Genomic DNA, 14,324 nt, shown 5'->3' on the forward strand with positions numbered 1-14,324 from the left:
TGTGTAAGAAGCCAATCGATATTATTGAATAATTCCATCTTCAACTAGTGCATTCACCAACATCTTAGAATAAGTCTTAGTGATGCTCTTGGAAGGATTAGTAATTTCACTTTGTGAAGCCCAAATCAATGCTTCTTCTTTATTTCCTCCCTCTTTTATTTCATAGAAGTGGTTTTCAAGTAGGTAGGTCGTCGATTCGGAGTAGTGTCCTGGATCATAATACATTGGGCTGTATCTGTATCCATAATATCCACCAAAACCATACCCCCCGTACATATACATATTGGTGCCTTGTACATACTCCATTGATTTTTCCTTATCAACTAGCGAGACCGAAATTACAGCATCCACCCCTTCCTTCAACAAAGTACTAGCAATCTGCTCTGGTTTCAAAGATTCCGCCTGCATGGGATTGAGAATGGACATTCCAGAAACGGCGGTTACTCCTTTATCAGCCAAATATTTCACCATAGTGTCTTGAAATTCCATCGCGACCTGTAGATTTTTTCCGCTTGAAAAAATGGCTACTTTCTGGTACTTAGTTGCTTCATAGTTTGGTTTCGTCCAGGTAAAAGACAACTTTGGCGCACAAGATCCAACAAGTAAAAGGGCTGCAAATACTGCTATTTTATATTTCATAGTGTTTTTAATTTTTAACAAATTAATTCTTTACACTGAGATGCAAAAACCAAATTTAGAAGAATAAAAAGTTAAATTCAGTTACCCATTCAAACTCTTTGAGTCAAACCCAAATGGCAGCAAATCTCCTACAGTGGTTTTTAAAATTTCATTATTGGGACGAACAAACAACAAGTCAATAGGTTCTCCTTGTTTACTTTCATATTCCATCATGGCTTGCCTACAGTTTCCGCATGATGAGGCCATGACATAGTCCTTGCCTTCTCTTGGTTTCGCCACAATCGCAATCATCTTAACTTTTTCCTTTGGGTAATTTGCTCCTGCACTAAATATGGCCACTCGTTCGGCACACAGACCAGAAGGGTACGCGGCATTTTCTTGATTACTGCCCTTGACCATTGCTCCGCTTTCTAGTAAAACTGCTGCTCCTACATGAAAATTCGAATAGGGCGCGTATGCATGATCCAACATTCCCTTCGCCTCCTCAACAAGTGCTTTTTCATCAGCACTTAATTCTGAATAATCGAATATTTCGGCTTCTACCTCATGAGTTATTTTTTTGGCCATAGTCGGAAATATAGGTTTAAATGCACTAAAGCAATATGGACAATTTAATACTTATTTTTTTAAGTAAATGTTTTGTTAGTGGCCATGAAAATGAAATAATTTGCTTCTTTTTAAGACCAATCAAAGACCTGAAAACAGCACAATACCCAAAAACATAATACAACTGAAAATGAAAAAAGTACTCGTACTTGGTGCAGGAAGGTCCTCTTCCACGCTTATAGAATTTCTACTAAAACACGCCGAGCCTAATGACTGGCAAGTAGTAGTTGGAGATTTAGACGAAGGGCTAGCCAAGGAAAAAATCAACGGGAGTTCAAGAGGAGAAGCCATATCTTTTGACATATTCAATGAGGCACATCAGCAAAAGCTAACTTCTGGATTTGACCTAGTCATTTCCATGATGCCGGCTTCTTTTCATATCCATGTAGCCAAGATTTGTGCGACTAACGGAATAAATATGTTGACTGCCTCTTACGTTACAGACGAGATCAAAGCACTCAGTAGCGAGTTTGAAAAAAATGGTGCCGGTTTAATCATGGAAATGGGACTCGATCCAGGAATAGATCATATGTCAGCGATGAAGGTGTTAGATAGAATTCGAGAGGCAGGTCATGAACTTCAGGCATTTGAGACTTTTACTGGCGGGCTTTTGGCTCCAAGTGACGACAACAACCCATGGGAGTATAAGTTTACATGGAACCCAAGAAATGTAGTTTTGGCCGGCCAGGGCTTCGTCAAATTTATCCAAGAAGGTCGATACAAATACATACCTTATCAAAGGCTATTTAGAAGAACTGAAGTGATTCATATCCCTGAATATGGCTACTTCGAGGGCTACGCCAACAGAGATTCCCTTAAATATTTGGATGCCTACAAACTAAGGGGGATCAAAACACTCTATAGAGGTACTTTGAGGCGTGTAGGCTTCTGCAAGGCCTGGGATATTTTTATTCAATTGGGCGCCACAGATGATACTTATGAGTTACATGATGTATCAAAAATGACTCACCGTCAATTTATAAATTCATTTTTGTCTTACAACCCAGATGATTCGGTGGAACTAAAATTAGCTCACTATCTAAATCTTGATTTGGAATCTGAGGAAATGTTTAAGCTCAAATGGTTGGGAATGTTCGAAGATGAATTGGTGGGATTAGATGAAGGAACACCCGCTCAAATTTTAGAGCACATCCTAAAGAAAAAGTGGACGATCGAGCCAGATGAAAAGGACATGATAGTCATGTGGCACAAATTTGTGTACCAAGAAGGCAAAGAAATGAAACAAATTCAATCCTATATGGCTATAGAAGGTGAAGATGCCATTAACACAGCGATGTCTAAAACGGTTGGCCTGCCCCTTGCCGTATCAGCACAGTTGATTCTTCAGGGAAAAATGAGTCCAAAAGGGGTTCATATCCCTACAGAAAAGGAAATCTACGAGCCAGTATTGGATGAACTTGAGTCGCATGGAATTACTTTTAAGGAGAGTGAAATCAAGTAATTCAATGAGACTACGAAAAAGGCCTTGCTCGATAGCAAGGCCTTTTTATATATTTGCAAACCATAAAAAATAGATTACCATGGGAAGAGCATTTGAATTTAGAAAAGCACGTAAAATGAAGCGCTGGGGAGCTATGTCTCGAACCTTCACCAGAATTGGTAAAGAGATCGTCATCGCAGTAAAAGCCGGCGGCCCTGACCCCGACACCAACTCAAGGCTTCGTGCAGTCATGCAAAATGCCAAGGCAGCCAACATGCCCAAGGATAATATTCAACGTGCGATCAAACGTGCTTCTGACAAGGATCAGGGTGATTTCAAAGAAACACTTTTTGAGGGCTATGCGCCACATGGCATTGCCGTGTTAGTGGAAACGGCTACAGACAATAACAACCGAACGGTGGCTAATGTCAGAAGCTATTTTACTAAATGTGATGGCAATTTAGGCACCTCTGGTTCCGTCGAATTCATGTTCGAGCATCAGTGCAACTTCCGATTGAACAAAGAAACACTAGACCTAGACGCTGAAGAATTGGAACTTGAGTTGATCGATTTCGGAGCCGAAGAAGTATTTGATGATGAGGACGGCATGATGGTCTATGGTGGATTCGCAGATTTTGGATCCCTGCAGAAGTATTTTGAAGAAAACAATATTGAAATATTGTCTTCAGGGTTTGAAAGAATTCCAACTACCACTAAGGAGTTATCCGAAGAGCAGCAAGAAGATGTGAACAAGCTGTTGGAGAAGTTGGAAGAGGATGATGACGTGCAAAACGTCTTTCATACCATGGCCTAGGCTAGGTACCCATCGGGAGGGTAAACTCAAAAACAGATCCTTTGCCCTCTTCACTTTTAATGTTAAATTTTCCTCTATTGAGTTTTATAAACTCCTTGGAAAGGACTAGCCCTAATCCTGTACCTTTTTCATGCTTAGTTCCAAGAGTAGATTTCAAAGAGTCTTTTTGAAGAATCGAATCAATCTGCTCTTGCGACATTCCGATGCCTGTGTCTTTAATCTGGACAACTACAGCCTCACCATTTGGTATGGCATCAAGACTAATGGTACCCCCTTCACTGGTATATTTAATAGCATTATTAAACAGATTTGCAACCACACTACTAAAAATAGACTTATCAGCATGAACGACTATGTCCTGATCAATTCCTACCCTAATTTTTAACTTTTTCAAATTAGCATTGATTTGGTATGCTTCTATTGCGGAGTGTACCAATTCTCTCAATGGATAATTTTCAGGATTTAATTCAATTACACCCTGCTGAGATAGAGCCCAGTTGAGTAAGTTATCTAACAATCGATAGACACTTGAAGAAGAATTGGCCAGAAGGTTGAGCGCGTTTTGGTGTACTTCAATATCCCCTTTTTGCATTTTTAGCAACTTGGTCAGCTGTAAGATATTCGCAATTGGTCCCCTCAGGTCATGTGCAATTACTGAAAAGAGCTTGTCCCTTGACTGTAAGGCATTCTTTAGTTCTACTTCCGAAGTTTTTAGCGCCGTGATATCTCGCGTAAAGCAAGCCACCCCCACTATATTACCTTCAACAAGAACTGGATTATAAGATATTGATATATGTGTCGGAGGTTCTTCAAATTCATGAGTTTCTACAATTTCAAATTTTTCACCTCCTAAGGAACGATCATATCGCTCTTTCCAAATCGTGCGGTGAGGTTCAGGCAGGTAATCAATAATGACATCACCCAACTTCAGGTTACATCTAAATACCCGATCAAACTCACGTTTAAAGACCGAATTCATTGTTACCAATGCATATTTGTCACTCACCGACCAGATGCTATCAGTGGTATTTTCTATTTGAGCAAAAAGATTCGCCTCGCTTTCCTGAACCCTTAATTCAGCCCGCTTCCCGGCAGATATGTCCTTCGAACAACAAGCCACACAGAGTATCTTTCCATCTTCCATAACGGGATTGAAAGAGACTTCTACATACTCTGGCACACCTTCTATTTCAAACCGATCAACAACGGTAAATTTCTCCCCTTTCAATGCTTTTTGGTATCTCTCTAACCAGACTGAATAAATAGGCTCTGGAACATTATGCAGAATATTCATCCCAATTTCTAACCTATAGCCAAAAGCGCGCAAGTAGTCATCGGCCATGTTCTGATTGACATAAGTACATAGTAAATCAGAGTCATATGACCACAACCTATCATTTGTATTTTCTAATTGGGCTATTAAGTATTTTTGCTGCATTACCCGAGAATCTTACTAAAAGATAAACATTTTCAGGCAAGAATCAGAACAAGGCGAAAACTGTTAGTTGATTTTACCTTTTAAAAAGCCTACCAATACACCCAATCCATTTTTTAAAGAATCATTATTATTCGGAATAATAATATCCGCATCCTGCTTAAATGGTTTGATATACTTCCTATATGTGGGCATAACATGCTTATCAAATCGATACAACACATCATCTAAATCATACCCTCTTTCTTTAGCATCACGTAAAATCCTTCGTTTCAGCATCAAGAAATCCTTGGCATCAACGAATACTTTTAAGTCCAAGGAAGCAACAACTTCTTTTAGGTAGAAAACAAAAATCCCTTCTACTACTATAATGGAAGAAGGTTTAAAGGTTAGCATTTTTGGCTCCACCTTAGGATTGTTGAAAGTGTACTCCTGACGTGTAACGGTTTGTCCCCTTTTTAGCTTTGCCACATCTTCAGCAAAGGCCTGCTGATCTATGGATTCTGGTTTGTCAAAATTCTGAACTCCATTTTTATCTACAGGCTGTTCATGCCTTGGACGATAATAATTGTCCTGTGAGACAATGCACAATTCATCTTCGCTAAAAGACTTCTTCAATTCATTGAGCAACAAAGTTTTTCCGGAAGCGCTACCGCCCGTAATCCCAACGATATAGGGTGTGGTCATGAGTTTAGTTATTAATCCTGATTCAAAAATATATGCAATTTTAGACAAAAATTAAGTTGGTGAGATAGAAAACCCAAGATTCGATTTTCAGTATATTTAGCTACTTTTAGTTAAAACAATTACCATCATGAGTACAGACCACCAAGGACAAGTAGAAAAAATATTAAAAGAACTAGGCAAACGAATAGATGAATTGATCCTGGAAGCCAAAGGGGCTAAAGATGACATTCGAGATGAGGTAGAGGACAAGATCAAAGAGCTAAAAAAGAAAAAGAGCAAACTTGATGACGAGTATCAGTCCTTCAAAGACAAAAATGAAGGCAAGTGGGATGAAATAAAAACTCATTTGATGGCTGCAGCAGAGGAAATCAAGAGAGCAGCAGAGGCTGCCTTTAAAAAATAATTCACAAAAAAGGCCTGATATCTAAAAAGAAATCAGGCCTTAATTTTTATTTTCCTTTCTTAGTTTTTCCCTCCAAATAGGAAGAATGCCATTCGAATACCGATGTAAGAGTTTTTCAATTCTGTGCCATTTTCTTCTGATTTTGGAATAATATTAAAGTCCAAATTCATATTGAAGTGCCCTACATCAAAACCAACTCTTGGGTAAAACCCAAATTTTGATCCTGCATCATATTCACCGCCAGTAGTATTTCCGGAAGCATCTACTTCAACTGTACCAAGGACATAAATCCCTAAGCCGGCACCGATGTAGGGTCTAAAATTACTTTCACCTAAATAATAACGTCCATTGAGAGTATAAGAGCCAACAGCAGAAACACTGGTTTCTGCACTAAAATCTCCGCTAAAATTCTTAGCCATTGCTGCTGATTCTATTCTCAATCCAACCGCAATCTGATCATTAATTCTGTACGAAGGTTCTAAATCGAGGATAATTCCTCCTCCTCCATCAGATGGCGCTGCATAACCTAACCCGAGATATAACTGGAAAGGCTTGTACTCTTGAGCGTATCCAATCGTGGATACACCTAGGGTAAATAAAATAATCGCTAATGCTTTTTTCATGATTCTTTTGTTTGATTAAGTATAATTGTGATTAATGTATTGAGAAATAACTGAGATTTTCACCTCTCAATTACTCATTCAAGTTAGTGAATTTTCAACTAAACAAGTCGCATGAACACTTCTATTTTATTTTCATTTTTCTAAGAGTTATTGCCTCTATATTTGCACTTGCATTTTTAAAACTAGTACATGCCTCCAATTGCACTTTCTGTTGAAAAACTCACCAAGAGTTTTAACGACAAACAACTTTTTGAAAATATCACATTTGGAATCGAACAAGGTCAAAAGGTGGCTTTGGTGGGGGTAAATGGTTGTGGTAAATCCACTTTACTGAACATAGTAGCCAAACAAATAAATCCAGATGAGGGGGTGGTATCATTTGCCAGAGACCTCAAAGTTTCTATTTTGGATCAAGCACCAGATTTGAGTGGGTATGCCACCGTCTTAGATTCTATTACTGAAGGCGATCACCCTGAAGCAAGGGTGCTGAATGAATATTGGAAGCTTATAGAAAAACCTGATCCTTCAGACAAAGACCAAGGACGTATGCAGGAATTGATTGAAAAAATTGACAGCCTGAATGCCTGGGACTATGAACATCGGCTCAAAGAGGTGCTTGGAAAATTGGGTATCAATGATCTAAATCAATCTATCAAGGACATGTCCGGAGGTCAACAGAAGCGTATTGCGCTAGCCAAGGCACTTCTGGATGAGCCCGACTTTTTGATCCTAGATGAGCCAACCAACCACTTGGATCTGGACATAATCGAATGGATGGAAGAATACCTTTCTTCTCAAAACTTGGCCATATTGATGGTGACTCACGATCGATACTTTTTGGATAAGGTATGTAATATGATTCTGGAAATGGATCAAGGTCAGATTTTCAAATACAACGGCAACTATGCCAAATACCTGGAGAAAAAGGCCGAAAGAGAAGAAATTCAGCAACAGGCCAAAGACAAAGCAAAGAATCTCTTATCTAAAGAGTTAGAATGGATGCGCCGTCAGCCTAAAGCTCGTGGTACTAAGGCCAAATATAGAATTGATGCTTTCTACGAAACCAAAGAAAAGGCCAATGTAGACCTTAGGAAGTCGGAGATGGAAATCAAAATAAGTGGCAAACGTCAAGGCAAGAAAATACTCGAACTAGATAAAGTTTCGAAATCCTTTGGAGACAAATCCATCTTCTCCAACTTTTCTCACATATTCACCCGAGGTGAAAAAGTAGGCGTAGTAGGGAAAAACGGAACAGGAAAATCTACTTTTCTCAACGTACTCACCGGAACTTTAGAAGCTGACTCCGGAACTATAGATAAAGGTCTAAATACCTCTTTCGGTTATTACACCCAGGACACTATCCAGGAGGATGGCGGGAAAACTGTCATAGAAGCTATTCAGGAGATTGCAGAGGTTATTACCCTCGAAGATGGGAGTACGGTCACTGCTTCACAGTTGTTAAACCAGTTTTTGTTTCCACCCAAATCTCAATACGCACACATCTCTAAATTAAGTGGCGGTGAGAAGAGAAGGCTGCAACTGCTGAAAGTACTGATGGCCAATCCAAACTTTCTGATACTCGATGAGCCGACCAATGATTTAGATATTGTTACGCTCAACATATTAGAAGACTATTTACAAAATTTTGGTGGATGCCTGCTGATCGTGTCGCATGACAGGTATTTTATGGACAAGCTGGTAGATCATTTATTTGTGCTGGACGAAACACCCGACATACGGGATTTTCATGGCAACTATACCGATTATCGTCTTGAACCTACAAAACCAAAAGCCGCTCCCAAATCATCAACTTCAACAAAAGAAGAGGTAAAACAAAAGAGTGAAGACAAAAGAAAACTCACCTATAAAGAGAAACAGGAATTCGAGTCTATTGAAAAGGAAATGCCCAAACTTGAGTCACGAAAAGAAGAGCTCTCAAATCTGCTAAACTCTGGCGATACAGATCATGTTCAACTGACTGAATGGTCGACCGAAGTGGAGCAAATCGTAGAGAAACTTGATGAACTAGAAATGCGTTGGTTAGAACTATCAGAGCTTAGCTAAACCGACCATTTGCTTCATTTACCACTAAACAAGAATTTTTTCTTTCTTCTAGATAATTGTCTAATTTCCGGCTCATTTAAATAACAAACGATGAGAAAATTACTGATTGCTACCACCCTCACCTCAATATTCCTATATGGCTGCAACAAGCCCAAAGAGGCGGCTGCGCCAGAAGCTACCCCTGATGTGAAAACTCAGGCAGAGGTACTAGCCAAAAAATTTATCATTACAGATGGACATATTGACCTGCCATACAAATTAGCGGAAGAAGGCTACATGGCTAAAGGTGAAATTCCAGATTTGTCTGGAGAAATTGACGGGAATTTCGACTATGCAAAATCCAAAAAAGGTGGATTGGATGTACCTTTTATGTCTATCTATTTGCCAGCCTCTTTGCAAAAAACGTCGGGTGCTTCTAAAATTTTGGCAGACTCACTGATTACCATGGTCGAGCAAATCACTAGCACCTATCCTGATCATTTTGCTCTAGCCGGTAGCCCATCAGAAGCCATCCAAAATTTTGAAAAAGGTTTGATCTCCCTCCCAATGGGTATGGAAAATGGATCAGGCATAGAAGACAACATTGAAAACGTAAAATATTTCTTCGATCGTGGTATCAGATACGTGACTTTGACACATTCGAAGAATAATCTCATTTGTGATTCTTCTTATGACCCTACAAGAAAATGGAATGGGTTGAGTCCTTTTGGAAGAGAAGTAGTAAAAGAAATGAATGCACAAGGCATCATGGTAGACATTGCCCATGTATCAGACAGTACCTTCTACCAAGTAATGGAAATGACTGATGTGCCTTGTATTGCTTCTCATTCTTCGGTTAGGCAGTTCACCCCCGGTTTCGAAAGAAACATGAGTGACGATATGATCAAACTTCTTGCGAAGAATAACGGTGTAATCCAAATCAATTTTGGTTCTACCTTCTTACTACAAAAGTCACGTCAGCTATATGATACGGCCAAGATTGCGCTCAAGGAGTATAAAGCTCAAAATCCAAATGCCAGCGATTCTGCCATCACCGCCTTCAGCAACCAATGGCTCATTGACAATGATTTCTTTGCAGATGTAAAAGACGCTGCGGATCACATCGACTATGTAACAAAATTAGTAGGAGTGGATTATGTGGGACTAGGTTCTGATTTCGATGGTGTAGGCAACTCCCTACCTAATCGATTAAAAACGGCTGCCGACTACCCTAAGTTGATAGAGGAATTACTCAACAGAGGATATTCTGAGGAAGATATAGAAAAGATTTGCTATAAAAATGTGTTCCGCGTTTGGAATGCGGTACTAAAAGCAGCAGGAAAGAGCTAAGGCCAAACCGGTCACAAATACATCAAAGAGTGTCCGTATTCGAGACACTCTTTTTTTGTTTACAAGAGTGTAAAATTTATTACCATCTGATTTTCTGATAGTTACAAAAGTTGGCACAGCGATTGCCAAAATGTGAGCAAGGTCAAAAACTCAAACTTTACTTAAGAATTTAAACCTACTGTAATGAAGAAATTGAATGGCAGATATTCCAAAATACTCCTAATCTTATTGGGTGTATTGGTGGCTATCGTGATTGGGTTTCAATCCAATGCAGTAGGTTTTGATTCTGAGGCTGATTTAGATCACCAAGAATCCACTGAACAGGCCCCAACATTTGACCCTTCTGGAAAACTTCACCTTAAATTGTTGAGTTTACTCAAATAGCAGTTTAAAAAATTACTGAAGTATCTTTTAAGATTTTAAAAGCATTTTTAAATTACTAATCAAACACCAAGATTATGACTAGACGACTTACAAGATCATCAGACAAAATGCTCGCAGGCGTATGTGGCGGAATTGCCAATTACTTTGATTTGGACCCTACCTTAGTCAGAATTGGCTATGTGGTGCTTTCTATTTGCTCTGTTGGATTTCCAGGTATGCTCGTTTACCTGATACTTTGGTTAATCATGCCTGACTACTAAGTCATTTTTGAGTAGGTATTGATCCAACGTTCAGGCACATCGCCTTTGGTGGCCAATTCATAATCCGAATAATCACAAGGAACGATATAGTGTCTGTCATAGATGCCAATATGCGTGGCGTTTGGCACTTCCATCCACCACTTGTCTGACAATCTGCTTTTATAAAACACAATAGATTCTGGTTCTGCATCCATGGCCACTACATACTTCATGTAGTCATTGGTCTGAAAGCCCTTCTCCCCTTTTCTATTTTTAAAACCTTCAATAAAATACCAAAGCATTGTAGCTATTACCATCGCTGTTGGGTTTTCTGCTGTTTCTTTTTCGGGATTGTATTCGTATATGCCCACTGAGCTCAGCTTGTCGTTCATTCCTGCATACCACATGATTTGGCAAGCTTCTTCCCCTGTTAAGCCAAATATCTCGCTGCGGTTGCCCCCGGGACAATAAATGGATTGTATAGCCGATAAATCGAAACTCAACATATCTGCTTCACGGATGAGAGGTTCCATTCGTTTGATATCATCCCTCAAAGCACCAAGTCGAATGGGATTGAAACTCAGCTGCTCAAGTACTTTGGTCGCAGAAGCATTCACCAGATAGGATTGATGCCCCAATTGACTATAGTTGAATAAGTAGTTGGGCTCATGAGTAAAAATCCTATGGATATGATTTTCGTTGGGGTCAGACTCTGCTTTGTCATTTAGATCAAATCGAGAGTCCACGTTCAGTATACTCACCATTTTATCCTCCTCTTCATAAGCCAGATATTGACCTATATCCAAATCATGAGACCCACCTATTAGTATAGGCAATATGTCCTTTGTCATTAAGAAATGACACACCGATTGAACCCTTTTATAAGTTTCGCGCAGATCAGGTCCATTTCTAAGATTTCCTAAATCGACCACATTACAGGTGCCTTCTCCTTTTTTAAGCCCATAGAGCCGCTCCCTAATGAGCCTTACGCCCGTTTCATTCAAAGTGCTGCTACCCCGAGTTTCTAGCAACCCTATAATAGCCACATCCATCAGTTTGATGTCCGGCAATTTGTTCTCATTTAGGTAGACAGATTGAATAAAAGAGTCAGAAGAAAATTTTCGATTGGAAAGGCTTTGATCTACGGGATCGAAATAGAGCTTCAGGTCCATGCTTCAGGCATTGTTAAGGTGATGTCTTTGTCAAAACTACATAAAAAAACCCTGACGATACCGACAGGGTTTTTTGTTTATTTTTTCAAATTTCAGTTACCAATTATCCACCAAAATCATCAAATGATACATTCTCATCAGGCACTCCCCAATCATCACACATCTTTAGAACAGCTTGGTTCATCATTGGAGGCCCACAGAAGTAGAATTCGATGTCCTCTGGTGCTTCATGCGCCTTCAACTGGTGGTTGATTACCGCATCGTGAACAAATCCTAAGAAACCGTCACCCTCCTTGTCGTCGATAGATTTTTTCTCTACCCAGTTGTCTTCTGGCAGTGGTTCAGACAATACGATTTCGAACTGGAAGTTAGGAAACTCTTTCTCGATTTGTCTAAAGTCATCTTCGTAGAATAATTCTCTTTTAGATCTACCTCCATACCAGTAGGTTACTTTTCTACCAGTCTTCAACGTATGAAATAAGTGAAATAGGTGAGATCTCATCGGCGCCATACCTGCACCACCACCTACATAGATCATCTCAGATTCAGTCTCTTTGATAAAGAATTCACCGTAAGGTCCAGAGATAGTCACTTTATCACCTGGCTTTCTAGAAAATACATAAGAAGAACAGATTCCTGGGTTTACATCCATCCAGGCATTCTTTGCTCTATCCCATGGTGGAGTTGCTATACGAATCGTCAACATCACGATGTTTCCTTCTGCAGGGTGGTTGGCCATAGAGTAAGCTCTGAAGACTTCCTCGTCGTTTTTCATTTTCAAATCCCAAAGACCAAATTTATCCCAGTCTTCTTTGAATTTGTCCGGACCAGCAGGATCACTCGGATCTGGTGCGATGTCCATATCTTTGAAATCAACTTCCACTTTTGGTACATCGATTTGGATATATCCACCCGCTTCGAAGTCAAGATTTTCACCTTCTGGAAGTTTTACAATAAATGCTTTAATAAATGTCGCTACGTTGTAGTTGGAGATCACTTCACACTCCCACTTTTTGATACCAAAAATTTCCTCTGGAATTTCTATATCCATGTCTTGCTTCACTTTTACCTGGCAAGCTAGACGAACATTTTCTTTCTGCTCTGATCTGCTCAAGTGACCCACCTCTGTAGGTAGTACATCTCCACCACCATCAGTTACGGTACACTTACACATAGCACAAGTACCTCCACCACCACAAGCGGAAGGTAAAAATATTTTTTGCGCACTTAAAGTAGTCAGCAAAGTAGAACCTGCTGAGGCCACTACCGGATTTGATGAATCCCCGTTGATAACAAGGTTTACATCACCAGACTGTACCAATTTAGATTGTGCAAAAAGCAGGATAAATACCAATAGAAGGATTACGAGTGTAAAAGCAACTATTGATGTAAATATGATAAAGGACATCTTTCTTTAATTAAATTTTCTGTCTCCAATTTTCAGGCACAAATATAAAAGAATAAATAGTAAAAAATCCCTGTGACTTACTCAATTAAATTGGTTCTCAACTGCATTTATTTCAACTAAAAACGACTTTGAAGCCAAATACCTTCAAATCATACTTTTGGGTGAGTTGAGAAATAGTCTCAGGAGGTATATTTGATTAAATCAAATCTATTAGACATGAAAAGAGTAACAGGAATAGGCGGTATTTTCTATAAAAGCAAAGATCCCAAAAAAGCACGAGAGTGGTACGGAAAGCATTTAGGTTTGGCCACAAATCAGTATGGTTCTTTGTTCGAATTTCGTCAAGGAGCAAACCCAGATAAAGTAGGGTACTTACAATGGAGTCCCATGGATGCAGCTACCGATTACTATGCTCCTTCTAAAAATGAGTTTATGATCAACTATCGGGTAGAGAATTTGGTTGAGTTACTCAAGACACTCAAAGAAGAGGGGGTCGAAATAGTAGGTAAAATGGAAGAATATGAATATGGTAAGTTTGCCTGGATTATGGACCCAGAAGGCCATAAGATTGAACTATGGGAGCCTGTGGATGCCGTTTTCACAAAGGACAACGAAGGAAAAACCACCATGTAATTATTATTAAATTGTAGCACTTAAACTATCTGTCATGAACCCTATACTTAAAAATATCTTAGCACTTATCGCAGGTATAATTATCGGTAGCATAGTCAACATCAGCTTGATCATGCTAGGTCATACACTTGTCGCTCCACCAGCGGGCATGAATCCAATGGACATGGAGAGTCTGAAAGAATTTATGCCAATGTTTACACCAGCCCATTTCATTGGGCCGTTTTTAGCTCATGCATTAGGCACCTTGGCCGGAGCTTTTGTCACGGCAAAAATTGCCGCCAATCATCATCTCAAATTTGCACTGGGTATCGGTGTTTGGTTTTTGTATGGTGGGATTTCGATGATTATTGACTTTCCAAGCCCGATGTGGTTTAATGTTCTAGATTTATTGGTCGCTTATTTGCCAATGGCCTGGTTAGGGTGGAAGTTTGCAAGAGTTGAATAAGC

At 39.5% G+C, this 14,324-nt stretch carries 16 protein-coding genes; 9 read left to right on the top strand and 7 right to left on the bottom strand.

The annotated features are described in order from the left end of the window. Positions 1-21: 21 nt before the first annotated feature. Together ACO6S2_RS19720 and ACO6S2_RS19725 are read right to left on the bottom strand one after the other, a co-directional pair. Positions 22-639 carry a hypothetical protein gene (locus tag ACO6S2_RS19720; protein ID WP_422360279.1) on the bottom strand — a complete coding sequence of 206 codons (618 nt, stop codon included), beginning with the start codon at positions 637-639 and terminating at the stop codon, positions 22-24. Between the two features lie 81 nt (positions 640-720). After that, positions 721-1,206 carry a cytidine deaminase gene (locus tag ACO6S2_RS19725; protein WP_422360280.1) on the bottom strand — a complete coding sequence of 162 codons (486 nt, stop codon included), beginning with the start codon at positions 1,204-1,206 and terminating at the stop codon, positions 721-723. Between the two features lie 169 nt (positions 1,207-1,375). Between ACO6S2_RS19725 and ACO6S2_RS19730 the strand changes: the two genes are divergently transcribed. Next, on the top strand, positions 1,376-2,707 hold the full coding sequence (locus ACO6S2_RS19730) for a saccharopine dehydrogenase family protein (protein WP_422360281.1): 1,332 nt from the start codon (positions 1,376-1,378) through the stop codon (positions 2,705-2,707). Between the two features lie 79 nt (positions 2,708-2,786). Next, complete coding sequence (locus ACO6S2_RS19735; RefSeq protein WP_422360282.1) at positions 2,787-3,500, top strand: YebC/PmpR family DNA-binding transcriptional regulator; 714 nt, start codon at positions 2,787-2,789, stop codon at positions 3,498-3,500. A 1-nt stretch (position 3,501) separates the two neighbouring features. Here ACO6S2_RS19735 and ACO6S2_RS19740 read toward each other — a convergent pair whose 3' ends face one another. Both ACO6S2_RS19740 and ACO6S2_RS19745 read right to left on the bottom strand, forming a co-directional pair. Next, the gene (locus tag ACO6S2_RS19740; RefSeq protein WP_422360283.1) at positions 3,502-4,938 is read right to left on the bottom strand and encodes a PAS domain-containing sensor histidine kinase; all 1,437 of its coding nucleotides are present in this window, start codon (positions 4,936-4,938) and stop codon (positions 3,502-3,504) included. A gap of 63 nt (positions 4,939-5,001) precedes the next feature. Continuing rightward, entirely contained in the window at positions 5,002-5,622 is a 621-nt protein-coding gene (locus tag ACO6S2_RS19745; protein ID WP_422360284.1) for a uridine kinase family protein, read from the bottom strand. Positions 5,623-5,749: 127 nt separating this feature from the next. On the opposite strand from ACO6S2_RS19745, the gene ACO6S2_RS19750 reads away from it, so the two are divergent. Then, positions 5,750-6,025: a hypothetical protein gene (locus ACO6S2_RS19750; protein WP_422360285.1), complete on the top strand. Its 276-nt coding sequence runs from the start codon at positions 5,750-5,752 to the stop codon at positions 6,023-6,025. Between the two features lie 59 nt (positions 6,026-6,084). Here the strand turns inward: ACO6S2_RS19750 and ACO6S2_RS19755 are convergent, their stop codons facing one another. Next, on the bottom strand, positions 6,085-6,648 hold the full coding sequence (locus ACO6S2_RS19755; RefSeq protein ID WP_422360286.1) for a hypothetical protein: 564 nt from the start codon (positions 6,646-6,648) through the stop codon (positions 6,085-6,087). A 189-nt stretch (positions 6,649-6,837) separates the two neighbouring features. On the opposite strand from ACO6S2_RS19755, the gene ACO6S2_RS19760 reads away from it, so the two are divergent. The 4 genes from ACO6S2_RS19760 to ACO6S2_RS19775 all read left to right on the top strand — a co-directional run bounded on the left by ACO6S2_RS19760 (position 6,838) and on the right by ACO6S2_RS19775 (position 10,685). After that, complete coding sequence (locus ACO6S2_RS19760) at positions 6,838-8,712, top strand: ABC-F family ATP-binding cassette domain-containing protein (RefSeq protein WP_422360287.1); 1,875 nt, start codon at positions 6,838-6,840, stop codon at positions 8,710-8,712. A 90-nt stretch (positions 8,713-8,802) separates the two neighbouring features. Next, on the top strand, positions 8,803-10,041 hold the full coding sequence (locus ACO6S2_RS19765; protein ID WP_422360288.1) for a dipeptidase: 1,239 nt from the start codon (positions 8,803-8,805) through the stop codon (positions 10,039-10,041). Between the two features lie 183 nt (positions 10,042-10,224). Then, on the top strand, positions 10,225-10,425 hold the full coding sequence (locus ACO6S2_RS19770; RefSeq protein WP_422360289.1) for a hypothetical protein: 201 nt from the start codon (positions 10,225-10,227) through the stop codon (positions 10,423-10,425). Positions 10,426-10,499: 74 nt separating this feature from the next. Next, complete coding sequence (locus ACO6S2_RS19775) at positions 10,500-10,685, top strand: PspC domain-containing protein (protein ID WP_318170405.1); 186 nt, start codon at positions 10,500-10,502, stop codon at positions 10,683-10,685. Here the strand turns inward: ACO6S2_RS19775 and ACO6S2_RS19780 are convergent. Next, positions 10,682-11,836 (bottom strand): formimidoylglutamase, encoded by a 1,155-nt coding sequence (locus tag ACO6S2_RS19780; protein ID WP_422360290.1) that lies wholly within the window; start codon positions 11,834-11,836, stop codon positions 10,682-10,684. The genes ACO6S2_RS19775 and ACO6S2_RS19780 overlap by 4 nt on opposite strands. Positions 11,837-11,939: 103 nt before the next feature. After that, positions 11,940-13,244: an NADH:ubiquinone reductase (Na(+)-transporting) subunit F gene (nqrF, locus tag ACO6S2_RS19785; protein WP_422360291.1), complete on the bottom strand. Its 1,305-nt coding sequence runs from the start codon at positions 13,242-13,244 to the stop codon at positions 11,940-11,942. Between the two features lie 216 nt (positions 13,245-13,460). On the opposite strand from nqrF, the gene ACO6S2_RS19790 reads away from it, so the two are divergent. Both ACO6S2_RS19790 and ACO6S2_RS19795 read left to right on the top strand, forming a co-directional pair. Beyond that, a complete protein-coding gene (locus ACO6S2_RS19790) occupies positions 13,461-13,877 on the top strand; it encodes a VOC family protein (protein WP_422360292.1) in 417 nt (138 codons plus the stop codon). 34 nt (positions 13,878-13,911) lie between these two features. After that, positions 13,912-14,322, top strand: a complete 411-nt coding sequence (locus ACO6S2_RS19795) for a hypothetical protein (RefSeq protein WP_422360293.1) — start codon at positions 13,912-13,914, stop codon at positions 14,320-14,322. Positions 14,323-14,324 lie beyond the last annotated feature (2 nt).

The organism is Reichenbachiella sp. (assembly GCF_965233835.1).
Taxonomy (GTDB): domain Bacteria; phylum Bacteroidota; class Bacteroidia; order Cytophagales; family Cyclobacteriaceae; genus Reichenbachiella.

Bases quoted from the DNA above. Each gene is read 5' to 3' on its own strand.
- ACO6S2_RS19755 (WP_422360286.1), bottom strand. From the start codon at position 6,648: ATGAAAAAAGCATTAGCGATTATTTTATTTACCCTAGGTGTATCCACG.
- ACO6S2_RS19730 (WP_422360281.1), top strand. From the start codon at position 1,376: ATGAAAAAAGTACTCGTACTTGGTGCAGGAAGGTCCTCTTCCACGCTT.
- ACO6S2_RS19720 (WP_422360279.1), bottom strand. From the start codon at position 639: ATGAAATATAAAATAGCAGTATTTGCAGCCCTTTTACTTGTTGGATCT.
- ACO6S2_RS19745 (WP_422360284.1), bottom strand. From the start codon at position 5,622: ATGACCACACCCTATATCGTTGGGATTACGGGCGGTAGCGCTTCCGGA.
- ACO6S2_RS19760 (WP_422360287.1), top strand. From the start codon at position 6,838: ATGCCTCCAATTGCACTTTCTGTTGAAAAACTCACCAAGAGTTTTAAC.
- ACO6S2_RS19775 (WP_318170405.1), top strand. From the start codon at position 10,500: ATGACTAGACGACTTACAAGATCATCAGACAAAATGCTCGCAGGCGTA.
- ACO6S2_RS19795 (WP_422360293.1), top strand. From the start codon at position 13,912: ATGAACCCTATACTTAAAAATATCTTAGCACTTATCGCAGGTATAATT.
- ACO6S2_RS19725 (WP_422360280.1), bottom strand. From the start codon at position 1,206: ATGGCCAAAAAAATAACTCATGAGGTAGAAGCCGAAATATTCGATTAT.
- ACO6S2_RS19740 (WP_422360283.1), bottom strand. From the start codon at position 4,938: ATGCAGCAAAAATACTTAATAGCCCAATTAGAAAATACAAATGATAGG.
- ACO6S2_RS19750 (WP_422360285.1), top strand. From the start codon at position 5,750: ATGAGTACAGACCACCAAGGACAAGTAGAAAAAATATTAAAAGAACTA.
- ACO6S2_RS19735 (WP_422360282.1), top strand. From the start codon at position 2,787: ATGGGAAGAGCATTTGAATTTAGAAAAGCACGTAAAATGAAGCGCTGG.
- ACO6S2_RS19765 (WP_422360288.1), top strand. From the start codon at position 8,803: ATGAGAAAATTACTGATTGCTACCACCCTCACCTCAATATTCCTATAT.
- nqrF (WP_422360291.1), bottom strand. From the start codon at position 13,244: ATGTCCTTTATCATATTTACATCAATAGTTGCTTTTACACTCGTAATC.
- ACO6S2_RS19780 (WP_422360290.1), bottom strand. From the start codon at position 11,836: ATGGACCTGAAGCTCTATTTCGATCCCGTAGATCAAAGCCTTTCCAAT.
- ACO6S2_RS19790 (WP_422360292.1), top strand. From the start codon at position 13,461: ATGAAAAGAGTAACAGGAATAGGCGGTATTTTCTATAAAAGCAAAGAT.
- ACO6S2_RS19770 (WP_422360289.1), top strand. From the start codon at position 10,225: ATGAAGAAATTGAATGGCAGATATTCCAAAATACTCCTAATCTTATTG.